The organism is Pseudomonas sp. R45(2017), assembly GCF_002112305.1.
Classification (GTDB): Bacteria; Pseudomonadota; Gammaproteobacteria; order Pseudomonadales; family Pseudomonadaceae; genus Aquipseudomonas; species Aquipseudomonas paraglycinae.
The window spans coordinates 340,263-362,805 of the sequence record NZ_NEHH01000006.1 but is presented as its reverse complement, the minus strand read 5'-3'; the positions used below and the strand labels follow the sequence as shown (position 1 = coordinate 362,805).

Genomic DNA, 22,543 nt, shown 5'->3' with positions numbered 1-22,543 from the left:
ATGGCGGTTCTATGCCAAACTCAGCCCCTTTCGGGCTTGCCTAACAGGATTTATGCTCCCCTTGTCACCGAGTTTGCTGACCACCCTCGCCGCCGCCCTTCTTTACGCCGCTGCGACTCTCTATCAGGGCACCCGCCTGGCCACTGGCGCCAAGGCCAACAAGCGCCTGCTGGTCTCGCTCGGCGTCCTCGCCGTGCTGGCCCACAGCGCCAGCCTGCTCACCCATTTATTGACGCCGATCGGTCTGGGCCTGGATTTCTTCAGCGCTTCCAGCCTGATTGCGGCGGCCGTCATTGCCCTGACCCTGCTGGCCTGCTCGCGGATCCCGGTGGAAAACCTGCTGGTGCTGCTGTTCCCGCTGGGTGCAATCACGGTGCTGCTGGCGCAATTCGCGCCGACCGGCACGGTGCAGGTCATCGATGAAGAACCGGGCATTCTCGCGCACATTCTGCTGTCGATCCTCGCCTATGGCATGTTCACCATTGCGGTGTTTCAGGCCTTGTTGCTGCTGGTGCAGGATCACCAGCTCAAGCACAAGCACCCGTCCGGGCTGATCAAGAATTTCCCGCCGCTGCAGACCATGGAAAGCCTGTTGTTCGGCTTCCTCTGGGCCGGCTGGACGCTGCTGTCGCTGTCGCTGATTTCCGGCTGGCTGTTCGTCGAGAACCTGTTTGCCCAGCACCTGGTGCATAAAACCCTGCTGGCCTGCCTGGCCTGGATCGTGTTCAGCGTCCTGCTGTGGGGCCGTAACCGGCTCGGCTGGCGCGGGCACAAGGCAATCCGCTGGACCCTCGCCGGTTTCTGCCTGCTGATGCTCGCGTATTTCGGCAGCAAACTGGTTCGTGAATACATCCTGCACATCTGACGGGCGGCATAAATGGACGGTTTGCCCATAGGGCCGATGCTCGCGGTATTTGTTCTGCTGATTCTCTGGTCGGGGCTGTTTACCGCCGTCGAAGCGGCGCAACAGCACCTGCTCGCGCAACGCACCGCCTCCCGCGCCAGCGACAAGCCGCTGGCAAAGCTCAGTTTCCCGCTCGAAAGCCTGATCCTCTGCAATACCCTGTGCCGCGCCCTCGCCGTCATTCTGGCCACGCTGCTGGCAATCTTTCTCTGCGAAGAAAACGGCCCCTGGGCGGCTTGCCTCGGTGCCGGCGCCCTGCTGCTTGTCTTTGCCGACTATTTCCCCCGCGCCCTCGCCCAGCGTTATCCGGATGCGGTGTTGGCGTTCGGCAATACGCTGCTGGCGGTCCCGCTGAAGGTGGTTTACCCGCTTGCCTGGTTGCTCAGCCGCATCAGTGCTTTGCTGATGCGCCCGTTCATTCGCAAGGCCCAGGTGGTGCAACAGAGCGAAGATGATGTGCCGACGGAGCGTCATGACGACCCGGATCATCCGGTGCGCCCACACCCGGTTTCAGGCATCCATGCGCTGGACAACATCACGGTCAACGACATTCTGGTGCCGCGCAGCGATGTCGACGGCATCAACCTCGACGATCCGATCGAAGAAATCATCGAGCAATTGCGCAAGAACCGGCGCACTCGCCTGCCGGTCTTCCACAGCGATATCAATCAGGTCGAAGCGGTGCTCAACACCCGGCAGATCCGTCACCTGCTGGACAATGGCAGCCTGACCCGCGAAGCGTTGCTGGCGGCCAGTTACGAGCCGTATTTCGTCCCTGAAAGCACCCCGCTGCAACTGCAACTGCTGAACTTCCACAAGCAGCAGCGGCGTCTGGGCATGGTGGTGGACGAGTACGGCGAAGTCCTCGGCATCGTCACCCTGGAAGATATTCTCGAAGAAATCGTCGGCGAATTCGAAAGCGAGCACAGCCTCGACAACCCGCACATCCACCCGCAAGCCGATGGCCGCATGGTGATCGATGGCGCGGCGTCGATCCGCGAGCTGAACAAATGCCTGGGCTGGCACCTGCCCAGCGACGGCCCCCGGACGCTCAATGGCCTGGTGACCGAAGCGCTGGAAACCATCCCGGAAAGCGCGGTCTGCCTGAAGATCGGCCGCTACCGGCTGGAGATTCTCGAAACCGAGGAGAACCGGGTGAGCAAAGTCCTGATCTGGCACACCACTTCGGCCCCGGCGCTGGCCACGGCGCGCTAGACAGCCCCTTGTTCAATCGTTAGCCACCTTCCTATAATCGCGGTGCTTACCCAAGCCCCGCCGAACCGCGTGCTTACCCCGCACCCGACAAATTCCGGCCGGTTCATTGGCAATATCCGCATCACACCGACGACTGTTCCTACCTGAAGCAGCGATCGCGCCTCATCCCACATCCCTGGGTGTTCGACCATAATAATTCGCTCCAACGGAGCTCATGACTGTCAGGGATCACCGCATGACGACCAGTACCGCTTACAGCGACACCACGCCTGCCCAACCGACCAACTCCGCCACCCGCGTGGCCACGGCGAGCTTCATCGGCACGGCCATCGAGTTCTACGATTTCTACGTCTACGCCACCGCCGCTGCGCTGGTGATCGGGCCGGTGTTTTTCCCGCAGACTTCCGGCACGGCGCAGATGCTCTCGGCATTCCTGACCTTCGGCATCGCCTTCCTCGCCCGACCTTTGGGTTCGGCGCTGTTCGGCCACTTCGGTGACCGGATCGGGCGCAAATCGACCTTGGTGGCTTCGCTGCTGCTGATGGGTGTCTGCACCACGCTGATCGGCGTGCTGCCGGGTTACGACAGCATCGGGGCCTGGGCGCCGATCCTGCTTTGCGTGCTGCGCTTCGGCCAGGGCCTGGGATTGGGTGGCGAATGGGGCGGCGCGGCGCTGCTGGCCACCGAAAACGCCCCGAAAGGTAAACGGGCGTGGTTCGGCATGTTCCCGCAGCTCGGCCCTTCGATTGGCTTTCTGGCCGCCAATGGTCTGTTCCTGTCCTTGGCCATGACGCTCAATGACGAACAGTTCCGCAGCTGGGGCTGGCGGATTCCGTTCCTGCTCAGCGCCGTGCTGGTGATGGTCGGGCTGTACGTGCGCCTCAAACTCCACGAAACCCCGGTGTTCGCCAATGCCATCGCCCGTCAGGAGCGAGTGAAAGTTCCGCTGGTCGAGCTGTTCAGCCAATACTGGGCACCGACGCTGCTGGGCGCCGCCGCCATGGTGGTCTGCTACGCACTGTTCTACATCTCGACGGTGTTTTCCCTGAGCTACGGCGTATCCACATTGGGTTACAGCCGCGAGACATTCCTCGGGCTGCTGTGCTTTGCGGTGCTGTTCATGGCGGCTGCCACGCCTTTGTCGGCGTGGGCAAGTGACCGTTACGGGCGCAAGCCGGTGCTGATCGTCGGCGGTGTGTTGGCAATTCTCTCCGGGTTTCTGATGGAGCCGCTGCTGACTCAGGGATCGACCTGGGGCGTGGCGCTGTTCCTGTGCATCGAGCTGTTTCTGATGGGGGTGACATTCGCCCCGATGGGTGCGCTGCTGCCGGAACTGTTTCCGACGCATGTCCGGTATACCGGTGCATCGGCAGCCTACAACCTCGGCGGCATTGTCGGAGCCTCAGCGGCGCCGTTCTTCGCGCAGAAACTGGTGGCGATGGGTGGTTTGAGTTACGTCGGCGGGTATGTGTCGGCGGCCGCGGTGCTCAGCTTGATCGCTGTGCTGTGCCTGAAGGAAACGCGTAATAACGATTTGAATCAGGTGTCGTAAATGCCCTGATCGCTCCCGCCCGATGCGGGAGCGATCAGGTTGCGAGATTACAGCTCTACAACGACCGCCTGGGAAGCACGGGTCGCCTTGGCGCGAGCGGCTTCAATCGACTCGTCACGGGCCAGTGCAACACCCATGCGGCGCTGACCGTTGACTTCAGGCTTGCCGAACAGACGCAGCGCGGTATCCGGCTCGCTCAGCGCAGCCCCGAGGTTGGCGAATGCGGTCTGGGTCGACTGACCTTCCACCAGGATCACCGCCGAGGCCGATGGGCCGAACTGACGGATCAGTGGCACCGGCAGGCCGAGGATCGCCCGGGCGTGCAGGGCGAACTGCGACAGGTCCTGGGAAATCAGGGTTACCAGACCGGTGTCGTGCGGACGCGGCGACACTTCGCTGAACCACACCTGATCGCCTTTGATGAACAGCTCGACACCGAACAGGCCACGACCACCCAACGCTTCGGTCACGGCTTTGGCAACGCGCTCGGATTCAGCCAGCGCCACCGGGCTCATGGCCTGTGGCTGCCAGGATTCCTGATAGTCGCCCTTCTCCTGACGGTGGCCGACCGGCGCACAGAACGTCGTGCCGCCGACATGACGCACGGTCAGCAGAGTGATTTCGTAGTCGAAATCGATGAAGCCTTCGATGATCACGCGACCTTTGCCGGCGCGACCGCCCTCTTGGGCGTAATCCCAGGCTTTCTGCACGTCATCGGCGCTGCGCAGCAGGCTCTGGCCCTTGCCCGACGAACTCATCACCGGTTTTACGACGCATGGGAAACCCAGGTCCTGAACGGCCTTGCTGTAATCCTCGAAGGTGTCGGCGAAGTGGTACGGCGAAGTCGGCAGGTCCAGCTCTTCGGCGGCCAGGCGACGGATACCTTCGCGGTTCATGGTCAGTTGCGCGGCGCGAGCGGTCGGGATCACGGTGAAGCCTTCGGCTTCCAGTTCGACCAGAGTCGCGGTGGCGATGGCTTCGATTTCCGGCACGATGAAGTGCGGCTTCTCGGCTTCGATCACTGCACGCAGGGCGGCGCCGTCGAGCATGTTGATCACGTGGCTGCGATGGGCAACCTGCATGGCCGGCGCATTGGCGTAACGGTCAACGGCGATCACTTCAACGCCCAGGCGTTGCAGCTCGATCACCACTTCTTTGCCCAACTCACCACAGCCACACAGCAATACGCGGGTCGCGGTCGGCGACAATGGAGTTCCGATACGGGTCATCTCAGGTCCTCAAAGAAGCGGATCATCGAGGAAAGCAACGCCAGACGCGCTTTCCATGGGGAGAAAGCGCGGCATTTTACATGAACCTGAGGGTTTGGCTTCAGCCGGCGACAGCCTGTTTGCGTTCGCGCCAGGCCATGATCAGCCAGACCGCAGTCACACCGGCGAACTTCGAGGCCAGCGCGGTGATGAGCACCGGCGGCGTCAGCAGGTCGATCATGCCGAAGAAGATGAAGGTATCGAGGGGAATGCTCAGCGCCGAGCTGATCCACAAGCGGTCGCGCAACGGGCGCTTGGTGATGGTGAACACCAGCCAGTCGATGCATTCGGAGACCGCGAATGCCGTGGCGCTGGCCAGTGCAATCGACGGATCGGACGTGACATAGGACAGCACCAGCGCCGCCAGCATCGCCACAATCGCGCCGTGGCCGAAGCGGATCTGCACCATGTCGCGCAGCACGAACACCAGCCCACCCCAGGCCGACCAGATGATGTCCAGGTGCGGCGCGGTGGAGAAGGCGAAGTTGATCAGCACGACGCTGCTGATGTAGGCGATGAGGAAAATCATGGGCGTGACCTGTCAATTTGGCGCACAGGTTACTGGACCCGAAGATCAAGAGCCACCCCTCACCCCAACCCTCTCCCCCAAGGGGGCGAGGGGGAAAGGGAGCAGATCGGGGGCTTTTCAAATCTTGAGTTCGACTCGATGGCTCAGGTCGGCGTATAGCGAAAGACACCTCGGTCAGTCCCCTCTCCCTCTGGGGGAGGGTTAGGGTGAGGGCACTCTCAGAATGATCACGATTTTGGCGGCAACATCCAGACCAGCCCACTGGCCTTCGCCCGCTCATGACAGAGCCCGAGGACAACCCGGCGTTCATCATTCGTCATCCGGCTCCAGCGAGTGATCTCCTCGACCGTACGCTGGCAACCGGTGCAAATGTCGTCTTCGTCCAGCGCGCAAATGCTCACGCACGGCGAGGCGACAGGTCTTTCCGGGGTTGTCATTCTTCCTGCTCGACCAGATCGCGCGCATAGCGCTGGGAGTTATGCACATAGTGCGCGGCACTGGCTTCGAGCATCTTCTTCTGCGGCTCGGTGAGTTCGCGCACGACCTTGCCCGGCGAGCCCATCACCAGCGAACCGTCAGGAATTTCCTTGCCTTCGCCGATCAGCGAATTGGCGCCGATGATGCAGTTCTTGCCGATTTTCGCGCCGTTGAGGATGACGGCGTTGATGCCGATCAGGCTGTAGTCGCCGACCGTGCAGCCGTGGAGCATGGCGTTGTGGCCGATGGTCACGCCGGTGCCGATGGTCAACGGATAGCCCATGTCGGTGTGCATCACCGTGCCGTCCTGCACGTTGCTGTTCTTGCCGATCAGGATCAGTTCGTTGTCGCCGCGCAACACGGCGTTGAACCAGACGTTGGCGCCCTCTTCCAGTTTGACCTTGCCCACCAGCACGGCATTGGGGGCGACCCAGCTCTGCGGATGGGTTTCGACACGGGCGTCGCCCAGGCGGTATTTCATCTTGTTTTCCTCAGGGCTCACGATGGCTGGCCATTCGAGCGATGGCTTCAGGTATTGATGAAGCTTTTAGGCGGCTGATGCAGGCTGATTCTGGCGTCATAGAGCAGGTTGATCAACTCGACGATCATGATCGCCGTCAGCCCCCAGATCTTGTATTCGCCGTAACGGTAGCTCGGCACGTACCAACTGCGACCCTGATAGTCGATGCGATGGGTGTGTTCGCGCGGATCCTTGCGGAAGAACTCCAGCGGCACGCTGAACACCGCAGCAATCTCGGCATCATTGGCCTGGTATTCGACAAAATCGGGAATCACCCCGACATACGGCGTGACCTTGATGCCATGCAGGGAAATCAGCGGACTGAGCGGACCGATCACTTCGACCAGTCCTGGCGGCAGGCCGATTTCCTCTTCGGCTTCACGCAGCGCGGTAAACACCAGGTCCGGGTCTTCGGGATCGCGTCGTCCTCCGGGGAAGGCGACTTCGCCGCCGTGGGTCGAGAGCCCGCTGGCGCGCAGGGTGAGGACTAGTTCGGGTTCGTCACTGCGAGTAATCGGCACCAGGACAGCGGCCTCGGGGAAACGCGTGTCGGTCTCCAGCGTGCGCGGCGTGTGATTGCTTACCCGGTGCAGTAGCTCGTCCAGCATAAGTGTTCTCGATCGGTGCCTTACCCTGCATCATGCACCAATCATTGCGACCGCCCAAGCCCCGAACGGCGGTCATGTCGCGAAACGACAACTTGCCGACTGACACCGCTGCACGCCAAGATAGGCGCAGCATTCAGGAACCCCAGCATGAAATTTTGCAGCCAGTGCGGCAACCCGGTGACCCAGCGCATTCCCGAAGGCGACTCGCGGCTGCGATTCGTCTGCGACAGCTGTCAGACGATTCACTACCAGAACCCCAATATCGTGGCCGGTTGCGTGCCGACCTGGGGCACCAAAGTCCTGCTGTGCCGCCGCGCCATCGAGCCACGCCTCGGTTACTGGACGCTGCCCGCCGGGTTCATGGAGAACGGCGAGACCATTGAACAGGCCGCCATTCGCGAAACCGCCGAGGAAGCCTGCGCCCGGGTGCGCAACCTGAGCATCTACACCCTGATCGACGTGCCACATATCAGTCAGGTGCATGTGTTTTTCCGCGCCGAGCTGGCGGATCTGGACTTCGCCGCCGGCCCCGAAAGCCTGGAAGTGCAACTGTTCGACGAGGAAGACATTCCGTGGGACGAGCTGGCTTTCCGTACGGTGGGCCGTACTTTGGAATGTTTCTTCGCTGACCGGCGCGTCGAGGTCTATCCGGTTCGCTCCGAATCGATCCCGCCGCTCACTCAACCGGCCATTACTTGATTTCGACGGCGGCCGGCCGATAACCGGCTAACGCAGCCCGCGACAGCGCCTGCACACTATCTATAAATAAAGTATCTGCTTCATTTCTGGGGAATCGTTTCAATGCGCTGGTTGCTTGCCCTGTTCTGCCTGTCGTTCGTCACCGTCTCCCAAGCGTCATTCGTGACCACCGTGACGCCTTCGAACACCCCGGTCATCGAAAAAGTACTGGTGCTCAAATCGGCCCATCAGCTGCAGTTGATCGCCGACGGCAAGCCACTCAAGAGCTATCGCATTTCCCTGGGCAAGGGCGCGAAAAAAGGCCCGAAGCTGATTGAGGGCGACAAGCGCACACCGGAAGGTTTCTATTGGATCGACTGGCGCAAGACCAGCGACAAATTCAACCTGTCGATGCACATCTCCTACCCGAACATCAGCGACTCCGCCCGCGCCCGCCGCGAAGGCGTCGAGCCTGGCGGCATGATCATGATCCACGGCACGCCGGACTCCGAAGACAACCCGGAACAACTGTTCCATACCCTGGACTGGACCGATGGCTGCATCGCCATGCGCAACGTCGACATGCGCGAAGTCTGGAACCTGGTGCCGGACGGCACGATGATCGAAATCCGCCCCTGATTCCGTAACCAGGCAGTTGTTGCAATGGGCCGCGAAGCGGCCCTTTCTCCTGACCATTGGTCGCCCGTAAAAAATAAATTCAAAAGATCGCAGCCTGCGGCAACGTCTGAACGGTGATACCACTTTCACCCGCCAGAACTGCCGCAGACGGCGATCTTTTGCTTTCCATAGCCCACCGCTAATACCACTTGAAACCACCCACCCTGAAACACCCGATTCCAAAGGACTACAGGCCTTCCCACTGCGTTGACATGGTATGCAAGTGGTATTAGTTTTCGCCGAAACAGCGAGCGACAACAAACCAATATCAGCTCCGGAAGTGCCTTGCATGAACGATCTCCACGCCCTGCGCCCTGACGACTCCCAGCCGACGCCGCTGTACCTGCAACTGGCGCGCAACCTGGAAGCGGCGATCCATGCCGGCCAGTGGAAAGCCGAACAGGCGATGCCGTCGGAGCGCAATCTCAGCGAAATGCTGGGGATTTCCCGGGTCACCGCCCGCAAGGCGCTGGAAGTCCTGCTCGATCAAGGTTTGATCCGCCGCCTGCAAGGTTCCGGCACCTTCATCACTCCACGCCTCGAACAACCGCTGTCGCGTCTGTCGGGTTTCAGCGAAATGCTGCGCCTCAAGGGCTTTGTGCCCAGCTCGCAATGGCTGGAGCGTGAAATCACCCTGCCAACCCACGAAGAACTGATCCGCCTCGGCCTGTCGCCGAACGACAAGGTCGCGCGCATGAAACGCCTGCGCAAAGCCGACGACACCGTGATGGCCATCGAGATGAGCACCCTGCCCGCCTCGATCATGCCCAAGCCACAGGTGGTGGGCGATTCCCTCTACGAACACCTCGACAGCATCGGCAAACCGATCGTGCGCGCCTTGCAGCACATCCAGGCGATCAACGCCTCGGACGAGTTCGCCGCACTCGTCGGCATCGCCCCCGGCACCGCGATGCTGCTGATGACCCGGGTCGGCTACCTGGAAGACAACACGCCGATCGAAGTCACCGACACCTATTGCCGCAACGACTACTACGACTTTGTTGCAGAGCTTCGCCGCTGATCAGCAGCCAGGCCAAACGAGAGAAGCGAAATGTCTGAAGACAACATCCTCACCGCTGACGGCTGGATTCGCGGCCGGCTGATCCACGAACACGGCAGAGTCGTGTCGATCGAAGGCGTGCCTTGCGATCCGGCGACCAATGACCTGCCTTATCTGCTGCCGGGTTTCATCGACCTGCACGTCCACGGCGGTGGCGGCAAGGACATCATGGAAGGCGCCAGCGCGTTCGAGACCATCACCAAGACCCACGTGCGCTTCGGCACCACCTCGCTGCTGGCCACCACCATGACCGCGCCGAGTGCCGAGATTGCCAGCGTGCTCAAGGAGGTCGGCGAATTCTGCGAACAGCGTCCGAAAGGCGCCGCCCGAGTGCTCGGCGTGCACCTCGAAGGCCCGTACATCAATCCCGGCAAACTCGGCGCCCAGCCGAACTTCGCCCACACCGCGTTGATGGCCGAAGTCGAAGACTATCTGGCACTCGCGCCAATCCGGGTGATCACCATCGCCCCGGAAATCGCCGGCCATGACGGCTTGATTCGTGAACTCAGCAGCCGTGGCATCCGCATGCAGATCGGCCACACCCTCGGCAGTTACGAGGAAGGCGTCGCCGCCCTCGAAGCCGGCGCCACCAGTTTCACCCACTTGTACAACGCCATGAGCCCGCTGCATCACCGCGAGCCTGGCATCGTCGGCGCGGCGCTGGCCCATGCCAAATTCGCCGAGCTGATTCCGGACTTGCTGCACGTACACCCCGGCGCGATCCGCGTCGCCCTGCGCTCGATTCCGTGCCTGTACTGCGTCACCGACTCGACCGCCGCCGCCGGCATGCCCGACGGTGAATACAAGCTCGGCAGCCACACAGTCACCAAATGCCTGGGCGGCGTGCGCCTGCCCGACGGCACCCTGGCCGGCAGCACCCTGACCATGGATCAGGCCCTGCGCAATCTGGTGAAAATCGGTCTGCCGATCGCCGAGGCCTCGCAACGTCTTTCGCAATTCCCCGCCGACTACCTCGGCATCACCGAACGCGGGCGCTTGCAACCCGGCGCCTGGGCCGACTGCGTGCGGCTGGATCGCTCACTCACACTGACCGCCGTCATGGTCGAAGGAGAAGACATTGACTTCAAAAATGCTTGAGGAGGCGCTGTCCTCGTTCGAGGCCGTGCAAGCACAACTGCAACAGCTCGACCCGCAGATGATCGAGATTGCCGGACGCCTGCGCCGTCAGCCGCCGCAAGTGGCGATGACCGTTGCCCGTGGCAGCTCCGACCATGCGGCGAGCTACTTCGCCTACCTGACCATGCAGCAACTCGGCGTACCGGTGGCGTCGCTGCCGATGTCCGTGGTGACCATGCAACAGGCGCCGTTGAAGGTCAGCGGTCAGGTCGCGTTCGCGTTCTCCCAATCGGGCCAGAGCCCGGATCTGGTCAACAGCCTGCGCCTGCTGCGCAAGCGCGGCGCCTTGAGCGTGTCGATGGTCAACGCCGCCGATTCGCCGCTGGAGGCTGCGTGCGAATTCAGCCTGCCATTGCTGGCCGGCACCGAAAGCAGTGTCGCCGCGACCAAGAGTTTCATCGCCACCCTCAGCGCCAGCGCCCGTCTGATCGCTCATTGGAAAGAAGACAGCGAATTGCTGGAAGCGCACAACGCCCTGCCCGAAGGCTTGCGCGAAGCTGCGCAACAGGACTGGAGCCCGGCCATCGATGCCCTGCGCGATTGCGAGCGGTTGATGGTGATCGGCCGTGGCGCGGGTTTCGCCATCGCCCAAGAAGCCGCGCTGAAATTCAAGGAAACCTCGGCGATCCAGGCCGAAGCCTTCAGCAGCGCCGAAGTCCGTCACGGCCCGATGGCCCTGATCGACGAACATTACCCGTTGCTGGTGTTCGCCCCGCGCGGTGCCGAACAGGCCGGTCTGCTGAGCCTGGCGGCCGAGATGCGTCAGCGCGGCGCCCGCGTTCTGCTGGCTGCGCCGGATGACGTGAGCGAGCGCGACCTGACCCTGAGCCGTGCCGAGCACCCGGCCCTCGATCCGATCCTGGCGATCCAGAGTTTCTACGTGATGGCGGCCGGTCTGGCCGTGGCCCGTGGCATGGACCCGGATCAGCCGCGACACCTGAGCAAAGTCACCCGTACGCACTGAGTCCGAACCGAACGTTTTCCTGATGAGACCGAGCCATGCACAACAACAATAAAGAGCTGACTTTAAGCGCCCCGCTCAGCGGCCCGGTGCTCACGCTCGCCAAAGTCCCGGACGCGGTGTTCGCCAGCGGCGCGATGGGCGACGGCATTGCCATTGATCCGCTGAACGACACCCTGTATTCGCCCTGCGCCGGGGTGGTGATCCACGTCGCCCGCACCGGCCATGCACTGACCGTGCGCGCCGACAACGGCGCCGAGCTGTTGCTGCACCTTGGTCTGGACACGGTGGAGTTGCAGGGCGAAGGCTTCTCGATGCTGGTCAAGGAAGGCGCGCGGGTCAGCAATGGCCAGCCGCTGCTGCGCTATGACCTGGACAAGGTCGGCCGCCAGTGCAAAAGCCTGGTCAGCCTGCTGATCCTGACCAACAGCCAGGATTTCCAGGCGCGCCCCATCACCCTGAAAACGGTGAAGGTGGGCGAGCCACTGCTGCACATCGTCGCTCGTCACAGCGCAGCGGCGAACACAGAGGAACTCGGCGGCCCGGAAGTTCACGGCCACGTGCAGGTCGCCCATCGCGGCGGTCTGCATGCACGCCCGGCGGCGTTGATCCGCCAGACCGCGCAAGGTTTCAAAAGCCATTCGCAGCTGCATTTCGCCGGCAAGTCGGCGCCGTGCAACAGCCTCATCGGTTTGATGGGCCTGGCGATTGGCGAACAGGACGAAGTGCAGGTCAGTTGCCAGGGCCCGGACGCACAGGCTGCGTTGCAAGCCTTGCTCACCGCACTGGCCACCGCCCTGCCGGAGGATCATCACGCCGCCGCACCGGTTGCCGCCACTCCACGCAATCGCCCGGCCGAGGCTGGCGTGTTGCACGGTGTTTGCGCCGCACCGGGTCTGGTCGGCGGACCGCTGTTTCGTTTGAACGCGATCAGCCTGCCAGCGGACAGTGGCAATCATCAGCCCGAGCAACAATTGCAGATCCTCGACACGGCGCTGAATCAGGTCCGCAGCGAAATCGACGGCACCCTCGCACAAGCAAAAAAACACCGCAATGCCGACGAAGAAGCGATCTTCGCCGCGCATCTGGCCTTGCTGGAAGACCCGGCCCTGCTCGACGCCGCCCAGCAATCGATCGAAATCGGCACGGCGGCGACTCACGCCTGGAGCCGGTCCATCGACGCGCAATGCGAAGTGCTGCAAAACACTGGCAGCCCGCTGCTGGCCGAACGCGCCAACGATCTGCGCGACCTCAAGCAACGGGTGCTGCGCGCCCTGCTCGGTGAGGCCTGGCATTACGACGTGCCGACCGGCGCCATCGTCGCCGCTCACGAACTGACGCCGTCGGACCTGCTGCAACTGAGCGCACAAGGCGTCGCCGGTTTGTGCATGGCCGAAGGTGGCGCAACGTCCCACGTGGCGATTCTGGCCCGGGGCAAAGGCCTGCCGTGCATGGTCGCACTGGGCTCGGCGCTGCTCGATCAGACGCAAGGCCAATCGGTGGTTCTCGACGCCGACGGCGGGCGCCTCGAACTGACGCCGAATGCCGAACGTCTGGCCGAAGTCCGCCAGGCGCAAATCGACCGCCAACAACGGCGCGACGCCCAGCAAGCTCAGGCCCATCTGCCGGCGGAAACCCGCAACGGCGTGGCTATCGAAGTGGTCGCCAACGTCGCCTCCAGCCACGAAGCGGCGGATGCGTTTGCCAACGGCGCCGACGGCGTCGGCCTGTTGCGCACCGAGTTCCTGTTCGTCGATCGCCACACCGCGCCGGACGTCGAAGAACAGCGCACCGCCTACCAAGCGGTGATCGATGCCATGGGCGACAAGTCAGTGATCATCCGCACCATCGACGTCGGCGGCGACAAACAACTCGACTACCTGCCGCTGCCCGTGGAAGCCAACCCGGTACTCGGCCTGCGCGGCATTCGCCTGGCCCAGGCCCGCCCGGAAATCCTCGATCAGCAACTGCGCGCACTGCTGCAAGTCAGCCCGTTGCAGCGTTGCCGGATCCTGCTGCCGATGGTCACCGAAGTCGACGAACTGCTGCACATCCGCCAGAGGGTCGATGCGCTGTGCCTGGAACTGGGCATCAATCAACGTCCGGAAATCGGCGTGATGATCGAAGTCCCGGCCGCCGCATTGCAGGCCGAGCAACTGGCCGAACACGCCGACTTTCTGTCCATCGGCACCAACGACCTGTCGCAATACACCCTGGCCATGGACCGCGACCACGCCGGCCTCGCCGCACGGGTCGATGCCTTGCACCCGGCGCTGCTGCGCCTGATCGCCATGACCTGCGAAGGCGCGGCGGTGCATAAACGCTGGGTCGGCGTGTGCGGCGCCTTGGCTTCCGATCCGCTGGCGACGCCGGTGTTGATCGGCCTGGGCGTGAGCGAACTGTCGGTGAGCCCGGTACAGATCGGCGAAATCAAGGACCGCGTGCGCCAGTTGCACGAAGCCGAATGCCAACGCCTCGCCCGGGACCTGCTCAAGCTGAGCAGCGCCGCCGCGGTGCGTCATGCCTGTCATCAACATTGGCCTCTGCGCTAACAAAAACAACAAGGACAAACGCCATGTACCAACTTTTCATCGAAGGCCTGCAACGCCTCGGCCGCGCGCTGATGCTGCCGATCGCGATCCTGCCGATCGCCGGCCTGCTGCTGCGCCTGGGCGACACCGACCTGCTGAACATCGCGATCATCCACGACGCCGGCCAGGTGATCTTCGCCAACCTGGCAATGATCTTCGCCATCGGCATCGCGGTCGGCTTCGCCCGGGACAACAACGGCACCGCCGGCCTCGCCGGGGTGATTGGTTACCTGGTGATGATTTCCACCCTCAAGGTGCTCGATGCGAGCATCAACATGGGCATGCTCGCCGGGATCGTCAGCGGCCTGATGGCCGGCGCGCTGTACAACCGCTTCAAGGACATCAAGCTGCCGGAGTACCTGGCATTCTTCGGCGGCCGGCGTTTCGCCCCCATCGTCACCGGCTTCAGCGCGGTCGGCCTGGGCGTGCTGTTCGGCTATATCTGGCCGCCGATCCAGCACGGCATCAACAGCTTCGGCACGTTGCTGATGGAAAGCGGCAGCTTCGGCGCGTTCGTCTTCGGCGTGTTCAACCGCCTGCTCATCGTCACCGGCCTGCACCACATACTCAACAACATGGCGTGGTTCGTGTTCGGCAACTTCACCGATCCAACCACCGGCGCGCTGGTCACCGGTGACCTGTCCCGCTACTTCGCCGGCGACCCGAAAGGCGGCCAGTTCATGACCGGCATGTTCCCGGTCATGATCTTCGGCCTCCCCGCCGCCTGCCTGGCGATGTACCGCAACGCCCTGCCGAAGCGGCGCAAAGTCATGGGCGGGATCTTCCTGTCGATGGCCCTGACCGCCTTCCTCACCGGCGTCACCGAACCGATCGAATTCGCCTTCATGTTCCTCGCACCGCTGCTGTTTCTGCTGCATGCGCTGCTGACCGGGTTGTCGATGGCAATCACCAACGCATTGAACATCCACTTGGGCTTCACCTTCTCCGGCGGTTTCATCGACATGGTGCTGGGTTGGGGACGCTCGACCAACGGCTGGCTGGTGGTGCCGGTGGGAGTGGTTTATGCGGTCATCTATTACGCGGTGTTCGACTTCTGTATCCGCCGTTTCAACCTGAAAACCCCAGGACGTGAAGACGTGGCCGCTGCCGAGAAATCCGTGCTGACAGAAAACGAGCGCGCCGCTGCGTATATAAAAGCCTTGGGAGGTGCCGAAAATCTGCTCACCGTCGGCGCATGCACCACGCGGCTGCGACTGGAAATGGTCGATCGCAACAAAGCCTCCGATGCCGATTTGAAAGCTCTGGGCGCGATGGCCGTGGTACGTCCGGGCAAGGGCGGCAGTCTGCAGGTTGTTGTGGGGCCGATGGCCGACAGCATTGCCGACGAAATCCGCCTGGCGATGCCTGCATTGGGCCGAGCCGTAGTGGCTGCTCCTGTCGCCGTCGTCGAAACCAGTGAGCCCGTTGCGGTAGCCGCACCGCAGGCCCAGCAATGGCTGAGCGCCCTGGGCGGCAGCGACAACGTGCTGCAACTCGACTGCATCGCCATGAGCCGGATTCGCCTGCAACTGGCCGATGGCAAGGTGTTGTCGGAAAGCCGATTGAAAGAGCTGGGCTGTTTGGGTGTCAGCGCGCTGGAAGATGGCGTGTGGCACTTGCTGGTGGGCGAGCGGGCGCAGAGCTTGAGTACGGCGCTGGAGGGGTTGGTCAATCGAAGTGAGGTCAGTGCCAAGGTTTAGGGCGACCTCTGAATCGATGAGTGGGGGGTGATTCGATGCATTTTTGTACGGTCGCAGAATTCCCCTCACCCTAACCCTCTGCCGAAGGGAGAGGGGACTGACCGCGTTGTTTGGGAGAGGTACGCCGACGTGACATACCGAGGTGAACTCGGGTTATAAAATGCATGCAACTCGAATTGTGCTTCCTCTGCTTCCTTTGCCTCCTTTACTTCCTTTGCTTCCTCCCCTTCTTCTGCTCCTTGCTCCTGCTCCTGCTCCTGCTTTCGCTCCCCACCACTCAACACGATGAGCGTTAGCTCGAGAAAGGCTTTTGACGTGCCGGCCCCATCGGAAGGCTGAGTGGAGGGATTTATCCGGGGGTGGGAGCGCAGCGACCGTGCGGCGAAGCCGCATGCATCGAAAGGAGGTGCAGCGAAGCAAACCGTAGGCGATGCCCCCGGATGAATCCCGGAACGAAGGAACACCGAGCCAAAGCGAGGTGCCGAACGCAGGGGCCCAGACCTTTGGTTACTTTGGGGCGTTTGCCAAAGTGACCCGCCGTAAGGGCGGAACCATAAGCCGCCGCACTCGAAGAAACGGATATTCACCCAACCCAAACCCCAAAACCCAAACAACAAAAAACCCGCTGAAATCACTCTCAGCGGGTTTTCCATTTCAGTAGCCAAGGAAGATCAAAAATCCTCCAGCCGCCACACTTCATAAGCCGGCGTCTCGTAGGGATGGCTCAACTTAAGAGCCGCCACTACCGCGCGAATCAACTCATCGCCAACAACAAGCTCAACCTTCCACTCCTCGACCCGCTCAAACCGCCCCGCCTCACCAATGAACGGCTGACTGCCGTCCAAAGGCCGAAACTGACCAGATCCAAGCACCTGCCAAGCACAGTGGTCATAATCACCGATCCGCCCACCACCGGCAGCGAATACAGCCTCCTTGACCACCTCGACATGACTGTCGGGAACAAAAAACGCGAGCTTGTACACAGCGCTTAGTTCACCCACACACGCGCGTTACGGAACATACGCATCCAGGGTGCGTCTTCGTTCCAGTCTTCCGAACGCCACGAGTTCTGCACAGCACGGAACACCCGCTCCGGGTGCGGCATCATGATCGTCACGCGACCGTCGCGGCTGGTGAGGCCGGTGATCCCGCGCGGCGAGCCGTTCGGGTTGGCCGGGTAGGCTTCGGTGACCTTGCCGTGGTTGTCGACGAAACGCATCGCCACGCAACCCGACAGATCGGCTTCGAGCAGTGCCTCTTCGCTTTCGAATTCGGCATGGCCTTCACCGTGAGCGATGGCGATCGGCATGCGCGAACCGGCCATGCCCTGCAGGAAGATCGAGTTCGACTCCTGAACCTGAACCATCGCCACGCGCGCTTCGAACTGCTCGGAGCGGTTGCGCACGAAGTGCGGCCAGAACTCGCTGCCCGGGATCAGCTCGTGCAGGTTGGACATCATCTGGCAACCGTTGCACACGCCGAGGGTAAAGCTGTCGTTACGCTCGAAGAAGCCCTGGAACGCATCGCGGGCACGGCTGTTGAACAGTGCGGACTTGGCCCAGCCTTCACCGGCGCCGAGAACGTCGCCGTAGGAGAAACCACCGCAGGCCACCAGACCCTTGAACTCGTTCAGGTCGACGCGGCCGGCCAGAATGTCGCTCATGTGCACGTCGATCGCGTTGAAACCGGCGCGGTCGAACGCAGCCGCCATTTCCACCTGACCGTTGACGCCCTGCTCACGCAGTACCGCAACCTGTGGGCGGATGCCTTTCTTGATGTAAGGCGCGGCGATGTCCTGGTTGACGTCGTAGCTCAGCTTGACGCTCAGGCCCGGGTTATCTTCTTCCAGCAGCGCATCGAACTCTTGCTCGGCGCAGTCGGCGTTGTCACGCAGACGCTGGATCTGGTAGCTGGTCTCGGCCCACTGACGTTGCAGCAGACGACGCTGGCCTTCGAACACGGTGTCACCGTTGAAGGTGATGTTGATCTGGCCGTTATTGATCGGCTGACCGATCACCGAAACGCAGTCGCCCAGACCGGCCGCGCTGAATTGGGCGAGGATGTCCGGGGTGGCGTCCTGGCGAACCTGGATCACGGCACCCAGTTCTTCGTTGAACAGGATGGCGGCGATTTCAGCGGAGCTTTCGGCAACGCTGTCCAGGTTCAGGCTCAGACCGCAGTGGCCGGCGAAAGCCATTTCCACCACGGAGGTCAGCAGACCACCGTCGGAACGGTCGTGGTAAGCCAGCAGGTGACCGTCGGCGTTGAGGCCCTGGATCACGGCGAAGAAAGCTTTCAGGTCTTCGGCGTCGTCGACGTCCGGAGCCTGCTTGCCGAGCTTGCCGTGAACCTGCGCAAGGATCGAGGCACCCATACGGTTCTGGCCGCGACCGAGGTCGATCAGGATCAGGTCGGTGGTGCCCTTGTCCATGCGCAGTTCCGGGGTCAGGGTCTGACGGATGTCAGCCACTGGCGCGAAACCGGTCACGATCAGGGACATCGGCGAGGTGACGGTCTTGTCTTCGCCGTTGTCGTTCCAGCGGGTGGCCATGGACATCGAGTCCTTGCCGACCGGAATGGTGATGCCCAGCTCAGGGCACAGTTCCATGCCGACCGCTTTCACGGTGTCGTACAGACGCGCGTCTTCGCCCGGGTGACCGGCAGCGGACATCCAGTTCGCCGACAGTTTGATGTCGGAGAGCTTGTTGATGCGCGAGGCGGCAATGTTGGTGATGGTTTCGCCGATGGCCATGCGGCCCGACGCCGGAGCGTCCAGCAGCGCCAGCGGAGTGCGCTCGCCCATCGCCATCGCTTCACCGGTGTAGACGTCGAAACTGGTGGCGGTGACGGCTACGTCGGCCACCGGAACCTGCCAAGGGCCGACCATCTGGTCACGGGCCACGAGGCCGGTGATGGTGCGGTCGCCGATGGTGATCAGGAAGCTTTTGCTTGCCACGGCCGGGTGGTGCAGAACGCGCTCGATGCTTTCGCCGATGTCGAGGTTCGACGGATCGAAGTCATCGCCCAGCTCGGCTTCGCGAACCACCGAACGGTGCATGCGCGGCGCCTTGCCGAGCAACACTTCCAGTGGCATGTCCACCGGGTTGTTGCCGAAGTGGCTGTCGGTCACGGTCAGTTGCGGCTCGGCAGTGGCTTCGCCGACAACGGCAAACGGGCAACGCTCACGTTCGCAGATCGCCTTGAAGCGCTCGAAGTCGGCCGGACCGACCGCCAGAACGTAACGTTCCTGGGATTCGTTGGACCAGATTTCGTGCGGGGCCATGCCCGGCTCGTCGTTCGGAATGTTGCGCAGTTCGAAACGGCCACCGCGGTCGCCGTCGTTGACCAGTTCCGGGAAGGCGTTGGACAGACCGCCCGCACCCACGTCGTGGATGAAGCTGATCGGGTTCTTGTCGCCCAGCTGCCAGCAACGGTCGATGACTTCCTGGCAGCGACGTTCCATTTCAGGGTTTTCACGCTGAACCGAAGCGAAGTCCAGATCCGCCGAGCTGGTGCCGGTAGCCATGGAGGAAGCAGCGCCGCCGCCCAGACCGATCAGCATCGCCGGGCCGCCGAGGACGATCAGCTTCGAGCCGACCAGAATCTCGCCTTTCTTGACGTGCTCTTCACGGATGTTGCCCATGCCACCAGCCAGCATGATCGGCTTGTGGTAACCGCGAACTTCGTCACCGTGCGGAGTGGTGATCGACTGTTCGAAGGTACGGAAGTAACCGGTCAGGGCCGGACGGCCGAATTCGTTGTTGAACGCGGCGCCGCCCAGCGGGCCTTCGATCATGATGTCCAGCGCGTTGACGATGCGCTCAGGCTTGCCGTACGGCACTTCCCACGGCTGTTCGAAGCCAGGGATTTGCAGGTTCGACACGGTGAAACCGGTCAGGCCGGCTTTCGGCTTGGCGCCACGACCGGTTGCACCTTCGTCGCGGATCTCGCCACCGGAACCGGTGGACGCGCCCGGGAACGGAGCGATCGCGGTCGGATGGTTGTGGGTTTCAACCTTCATCAGGATGTGCACCGGCTCCTGCACCGCGCCGTACTGGCGGGTTTCCGGATCCGGGAAGAAGCGGCCGGCAACGTTGCCGACGATCACCGAAGCGTTGTCCTTGTAAGCGGACAGCACGCCTTCGCTGTGCATCTGATAGGTGTTCTTGATCATGCCGAACAGGCTTTTTTCCTGGCTCTCGCCGTCAATATCCCAACTGGCGTTGAAGATCTTGTGACGGCAGTGCTCGGAGTTGGCCTGGGCGAACATCATCAGTTCGATGTCGTGCGGGTTGCGCTTGAGGCCGTTGAAGGCGTTGACCAGGTAGTCGATCTCGTCTTCGGCCAGGGCCAGGCCCAGTTCGACGTTGGCTTTTTCCAGTGCGGCGCGACCGCCGCCGAGGATGTCGATGGCGGTCAGCGGCTTCGGTTCGGCGTGGCTGAACAGACCGGCAGCCTGCTCGAGGTTGGCCAGAACGATCTGCGTCATGCGGTCATGCAGTACGTCTGCAATCTGCTGCGCTTCGGTTTCGCTGAACTGACCGGCCACGTAGAACGCGATGCCGCGCTCCAGGCGCTGGATCTTGCTCAGGCCGCAGTTGCGGGCGATGTCGCTGGCCTTGCTCGACCATGGCGAGATGGTGCCGAAACGCGGCAACACCAGGAACAGACGACCGGTCGGCTCTTGAACCGGAACGCTTGGACCGTACTTCAGAAGGCGCGCAAGCACCTGCTGTTCGTCGCCGGTCAGGACGCCGGTGACTTCGGCGAAGTGAGCGAATTCAGCATACAAGCCACTGACAGCCGGAACCTTCTGGCTCAGTTGCTCAAGGAGTTTGCTGTGGCGAAAGGCAGAAAGGGCAGGAGCGCCGCGCAGGATCAACATCTTCGGGACAGCCTCGGGAAGGGGTGTGCTTTGAGGCCGTGCATTCTAGCCTAAACCGCCCTCAACATCACCCGAAACGCTACGCACGGTTGCACCCGGATGTCGAGTGGTGTTCCTGCCTTGAGGGTCAAATTTATGGGGTGTTGGAACGCGGGTTATTTTTTCTGTCACAAAATGCCTTTCGGGCCCATTCCTGCGGGGTTTCGAGCGGTTTTGTGATCCCTAGCAGACAACCCCGCAACTGTCGAGATATGGCGCCCGTTGTCCTTTGCGTATACTGCGCACATGTTTTCCCCAACGGCTTTGCGTCCGCGGTACGCCAAATGGCTGATCGCTACCGGACTCTTCCTGATGCTCAGTGGCTGTGTTGATAAACCCAACACACTCGAGCGCGTAAAGGAGGATGGCGTGCTGCGGGTGGTCACCCGAAACAGCCCCGCCACCTACTTTCAGGATCGCAGCGGTGAAACCGGCTTCGAATACGAGCTGGTGAAGCGCTTCGCCGACGATTTGGGGGTCGAGCTGAAGATTGAAACCGCCGACAACCTCGACGACCTGTTCAACCAGGTCGGCAAGCCGAACGGCCCGGTACTGGCCGCCGCCGGCCTGGTCAGCAGCGAACAGCGCAAGAAACAGGTGCGTTTCTCCCGCTCCTACCTCGAAGTCACCCCGCAGATCATCTATCGCAACGGCCAATCTCGTCCTACCGACGCCGGCGATCTGGTGGGCAAGAAGATCATGGTGCTCAAGGGCAGCACCCACGCCGAACAACTGGCGGAGCTGAAACAGAAATATCCTGGCATCCAGTACGAAGAATCCGACGCCGTTGAAGTGGTCGACCTGCTGCGCATGGTCGATGAAGGTCAGATCGACCTGACCCTGGTCGATTCCAACGAAGTGGCGATGAACCAGGTGTATTTCACCAACATCCGCGTGGCCTTCGACCTCGGCGACGCGCGCAGCCAGAGCTGGGCCGTGGCCGCCGGCGAAGACAACAGCCTGCTCAACGAGATCAACAGTTATCTGGACAAGGTGCAGAAGAACGGCACCCTGCAACGTCTGAAAGACCGCTATTACGGCCACGTCGACGTCCTCGGCTACATGGGTGCCACCACCTTCGCCCAGCATCTGCAGCAGCGGCTGCCCAAATACGAACAGCACTTCAAGGCCTACGCCAAGAAAGAGAAAGTCGACTGGCGCCTGCTGGCGGCGATCGGTTATCAGGAATCACTGTGGCAACCGGCGGTCACCTCGAAGACCGGCGTGCGCGGGCTGATGATGCTGACCCAGAACACCGCTCAGGCCATGGGCGTGTCCAACCGCCTCGATCCGAAGCAGAGCATCATGGGCGGCGCCAAGTACCTGGCCTACATGAAGGATCAGCTCGACGAGTCGATCCAGGAACCGGATCGCACCTGGTTTGCTCTGGCGGCCTACAACGTCGGCAGCGGTCATCTGGATGACGCGCGCAAACTGGCGGCCAAGGAAGGGTTGAACCCGGACAAGTGGCTGGATGTGAAAAAGATCCTGCCGCGCCTGTCGCAGAAGCAGTGGTACAGCAAGACCCGCTACGGCTACGCCCGGGGCGGCGAACCGGTGCATTTCGTGGCGAACATCCGTCGCTACTACGACATCCTGACGTGGGTGACCCAGCCGCAGCTTGAAGGCGATCAAGTGGCCGAGGGCAACCTGCATGTGCCGGGGATCGATAAATCGAAACCGGCTCAAGAGCCCGCCCCGCTTTAACCCATCCCCAATACAAATGTGGGAGCAAGTTTGC

18 protein-coding genes are annotated in these 22,543 nt (G+C 62.2%); 11 read left to right on the top strand and 7 right to left on the bottom strand.

The genetic code is table 11. The features are described from left to right. The first annotated feature begins 52 nt into the window (after positions 1-52). From CAF74_RS16555 to CAF74_RS16540, 3 genes are all read left to right on the top strand, one after another. The gene (locus CAF74_RS16555) at positions 53-865 is read left to right on the top strand and encodes an inner membrane protein YpjD (protein WP_007954625.1); all 813 of its coding nucleotides are present in this window, start codon (positions 53-55) and stop codon (positions 863-865) included. A gap of 12 nt (positions 866-877) precedes the next feature. After that, positions 878-2,119: a transporter associated domain-containing protein gene (locus CAF74_RS16550; RefSeq protein WP_085747020.1), complete on the top strand. Its 1,242-nt coding sequence runs from the start codon at positions 878-880 to the stop codon at positions 2,117-2,119. Positions 2,120-2,354: 235 nt separating this feature from the next. Beyond that, positions 2,355-3,671, top strand: coding sequence for an MFS transporter (locus tag CAF74_RS16540; protein ID WP_085747019.1), 1,317 nt, complete (start codon positions 2,355-2,357; stop codon positions 3,669-3,671). A gap of 47 nt (positions 3,672-3,718) precedes the next feature. Here CAF74_RS16540 and purT read toward each other — a convergent pair whose 3' ends face one another. From purT to CAF74_RS16515, 5 genes are all read right to left on the bottom strand, one after another. Further along, entirely contained in the window at positions 3,719-4,900 is a 1,182-nt protein-coding gene (gene purT, locus CAF74_RS16535; protein WP_039769540.1) for a formate-dependent phosphoribosylglycinamide formyltransferase, read from the bottom strand. A gap of 100 nt (positions 4,901-5,000) precedes the next feature. Then, positions 5,001-5,468 (bottom strand): preQ0 transporter, encoded by a 468-nt coding sequence (locus CAF74_RS16530; protein ID WP_007954619.1) that lies wholly within the window; start codon positions 5,466-5,468, stop codon positions 5,001-5,003. A 227-nt stretch (positions 5,469-5,695) separates the two neighbouring features. Continuing rightward, the gene (locus tag CAF74_RS16525) at positions 5,696-5,905 is read right to left on the bottom strand and encodes a DUF1289 domain-containing protein (protein ID WP_085747018.1); all 210 of its coding nucleotides are present in this window, start codon (positions 5,903-5,905) and stop codon (positions 5,696-5,698) included. Then, positions 5,902-6,426 carry a gamma carbonic anhydrase family protein gene (locus tag CAF74_RS16520; RefSeq protein ID WP_007954617.1) on the bottom strand — a complete coding sequence of 175 codons (525 nt, stop codon included), beginning with the start codon at positions 6,424-6,426 and terminating at the stop codon, positions 5,902-5,904. Before CAF74_RS16520 ends, CAF74_RS16525 begins: the two co-directional genes overlap by 4 nt. Before the next feature lie 47 nt (positions 6,427-6,473). Then, positions 6,474-7,073 (bottom strand): CoA pyrophosphatase, encoded by a 600-nt coding sequence (locus CAF74_RS16515; protein WP_039769535.1) that lies wholly within the window; start codon positions 7,071-7,073, stop codon positions 6,474-6,476. 147 nt (positions 7,074-7,220) lie between these two features. On the opposite strand from CAF74_RS16515, the gene CAF74_RS16510 reads away from it, so the two are divergent. From CAF74_RS16510 to nagE, 7 genes are all read left to right on the top strand, one after another. Then, positions 7,221-7,772 carry an NUDIX hydrolase gene (locus tag CAF74_RS16510; RefSeq protein WP_085747017.1) on the top strand — a complete coding sequence of 184 codons (552 nt, stop codon included), beginning with the start codon at positions 7,221-7,223 and terminating at the stop codon, positions 7,770-7,772. Positions 7,773-7,874: 102 nt separating this feature from the next. Beyond that, positions 7,875-8,390 (top strand): murein L,D-transpeptidase family protein, encoded by a 516-nt coding sequence (locus CAF74_RS16505; RefSeq protein ID WP_085747016.1) that lies wholly within the window; start codon positions 7,875-7,877, stop codon positions 8,388-8,390. A gap of 328 nt (positions 8,391-8,718) precedes the next feature. Next, complete coding sequence (locus tag CAF74_RS16500; RefSeq protein ID WP_007954613.1) at positions 8,719-9,450, top strand: GntR family transcriptional regulator; 732 nt, start codon at positions 8,719-8,721, stop codon at positions 9,448-9,450. 30 nt (positions 9,451-9,480) lie between these two features. Next, entirely contained in the window at positions 9,481-10,587 is a 1,107-nt protein-coding gene (gene nagA / locus CAF74_RS16495; protein ID WP_085747015.1) for an N-acetylglucosamine-6-phosphate deacetylase, read from the top strand. Then, the gene (locus CAF74_RS16490) at positions 10,568-11,590 is read left to right on the top strand and encodes an SIS domain-containing protein (protein ID WP_007954611.1); all 1,023 of its coding nucleotides are present in this window, start codon (positions 10,568-10,570) and stop codon (positions 11,588-11,590) included. Before nagA ends, CAF74_RS16490 begins: the two co-directional genes overlap by 20 nt. A gap of 35 nt (positions 11,591-11,625) precedes the next feature. Continuing rightward, positions 11,626-14,139: a phosphoenolpyruvate--protein phosphotransferase gene (gene ptsP / locus CAF74_RS16485; protein WP_085747014.1), complete on the top strand. Its 2,514-nt coding sequence runs from the start codon at positions 11,626-11,628 to the stop codon at positions 14,137-14,139. A gap of 23 nt (positions 14,140-14,162) precedes the next feature. Further along, positions 14,163-15,878 (top strand): N-acetylglucosamine-specific PTS transporter subunit IIBC, encoded by a 1,716-nt coding sequence (gene nagE / locus CAF74_RS16480; protein WP_085747013.1) that lies wholly within the window; start codon positions 14,163-14,165, stop codon positions 15,876-15,878. A 671-nt stretch (positions 15,879-16,549) separates the two neighbouring features. Here nagE and CAF74_RS16475 read toward each other — a convergent pair. Further along, positions 16,550-16,861 carry a YqfO family protein gene (locus CAF74_RS16475; protein WP_085747012.1) on the bottom strand — a complete coding sequence of 104 codons (312 nt, stop codon included), beginning with the start codon at positions 16,859-16,861 and terminating at the stop codon, positions 16,550-16,552. Between the two features lie 5 nt (positions 16,862-16,866). Further along, on the bottom strand, positions 16,867-20,763 hold the full coding sequence (purL, locus tag CAF74_RS16470; RefSeq protein ID WP_085747011.1) for a phosphoribosylformylglycinamidine synthase: 3,897 nt from the start codon (positions 20,761-20,763) through the stop codon (positions 16,867-16,869). A 285-nt stretch (positions 20,764-21,048) separates the two neighbouring features. Between purL and mltF the strand changes: the two genes are divergently transcribed. After that, positions 21,049-22,509, top strand: coding sequence for a membrane-bound lytic murein transglycosylase MltF (gene mltF, locus CAF74_RS16465; protein WP_011332593.1), 1,461 nt, complete (start codon positions 21,049-21,051; stop codon positions 22,507-22,509). The last annotated feature ends 34 nt before the right edge of the window (positions 22,510-22,543 follow it).